The organism is Streptomyces klenkii (assembly GCF_003626645.1).
Lineage (GTDB): Bacteria > Actinomycetota > Actinomycetes > Streptomycetales > Streptomycetaceae > Streptomyces > Streptomyces klenkii.
The window spans coordinates 1-1206 of sequence record NZ_RBAM01000127.1 but is presented as its reverse complement, the minus strand read 5'-3'; the positions used below and the strand labels follow the sequence as shown (position 1 = coordinate 1206).

General features: G+C 75.1%; 3 protein-coding genes. All 3 read right to left on the bottom strand.

Annotation, left to right across the window (positions count from 1 at the left end):
* Window positions 1-61 precede the first annotated feature (61 nt).
* From D7231_RS35145 to D7231_RS35135, 3 genes are read right to left on the bottom strand one after another with little or no spacing between them, the layout of a single operon-like run.
* On the bottom strand, window positions 62-295 hold the full coding sequence (locus D7231_RS35145) for a hypothetical protein (protein WP_120760433.1): 234 nt from the start codon (window positions 293-295) through the stop codon (window positions 62-64).
* Window positions 295-597: a hypothetical protein gene (locus tag D7231_RS35140; RefSeq protein ID WP_120760431.1), complete on the bottom strand. Its 303-nt coding sequence runs from the start codon at window positions 595-597 to the stop codon at window positions 295-297. Before D7231_RS35140 ends, D7231_RS35145 begins: the two co-directional genes overlap by 1 nt.
* Window positions 594-896, bottom strand: a complete 303-nt coding sequence (locus D7231_RS35135) for a DUF4326 domain-containing protein (protein WP_120760435.1) — start codon at window positions 894-896, stop codon at window positions 594-596. The genes D7231_RS35140 and D7231_RS35135 overlap by 4 nt, the downstream gene beginning before the upstream one ends.
* Between the last annotated feature and the right edge of the window lie 310 nt (window positions 897-1206).

The following is a 1206-nucleotide window of genomic DNA, read 5'->3' as shown; positions in this document are numbered from 1 at the left end:
CCCGGGGAGCTGCACCAGCAGCGGGTACCGGGCGGCGTCGTTCCAGGTGTAGCGGGTCAGGTCAGGCACGGCGGGTCTCCTCGCGGGCGAGGGCGAGGCAGTCGGGGCACCACCGCTGGTGGGGCTCGTCCAGGTCCAGCGGCACATCCTTGGCGGACCACGGCATGACCAGCCCTTCCGTGTCGGAGCACGCGATCGGCTGGAAGTCCGCGACCGCGCGTCCGCCCGGCTTGTGCCAGATGAGTTCGTCGGGACCGCGCCCGTAGTTGGGCACGCGCTCAGGTACGGCTCGCATCAGCGGGTCTCCTTGGTGGGCATGCGGTTGTCGAGGGCGGCGAGGATCGCGCTGGCCGCGTTTGCGGTGGTGATGGTTGCGGGGGTGTGGCGCCACGCTGTCGCCATGGCCCGGAGGCGGTGTTCGGCGACGCGCAGCCGGACCCGGTCAGCGGCCAGCGCCGGACGGAAGGCGGCCGGGCGCGGGGGGCGTTCGGCCAGGGCCGCTACGGCAACACGGAGTTGGCGGGCCTCGGCGGGGAGCAGCACGTGCGCTTCGGCCCGGTCGATCAGGTGCGCCACCTCGGGCGGCAGGCCGGTCACGCCGCCTCCGCCGGGGTGTTTGCGATGGCGAGCAAGACGCTGGCGTGGCAGTGGTCGGGCTCGCCCTCGGCCGGGAGTGGGCACCAGCGCGCAAGGTCCCGCCCGGCCAGCTCCCGGCGGATCTCGTCGTCGGACGGGTAGGCGATGACGTGCTCGGGGTGGGGGTGGGTGCTGCGGCCGGCGAGCAGGTTGGCGAACAGGGCAGCGGCCAGGGCGCGTTCGCGGGGGCTGTTGTCGTAGGCGGGGAACGGGTTGCCCCACTTGGTGCCCCGGCCGACGTACTTCGCTCCGGCGGGCATGCCGGGTTGCCCGGCGCGGCGGGTCCGCTGCACACGGCGGGGGGCGCGGTGAGCCTCGTTGCCGTTTCCGGCGGGCACAGACGGGGCTAGGAGCGCCTGGGAGGCGCGCGGGGCTGTCGGGGACGCTTGGGGGGCTGCGGGGCACTCAGAGGCGCCCGTGCGGCCTTCGGGGGTCATCGGGGCTCCATCGGATTGGCGTGGCGGGGGCTGCGAGGGGCTGTCGGGCGCCGGGTGGCTGCCGGGGACTTGCGGGGGCAGTTCGGGGCTCAGGCGGGCGTACAGCGCCCCGCACGGGCCTGCTGCGGGCATC

Excerpts from the sequence above, each read along its gene's own strand:
- D7231_RS35135 (WP_120760435.1), bottom strand. The coding sequence starts at position 896 with ATGCCCGCCGGAGCGAAGTACGTCGGCCGGGGCACCAAGTGGGGCAAC.
- D7231_RS35145 (WP_120760433.1), bottom strand. The coding sequence starts at position 295 with ATGCGAGCCGTACCTGAGCGCGTGCCCAACTACGGGCGCGGTCCCGAC.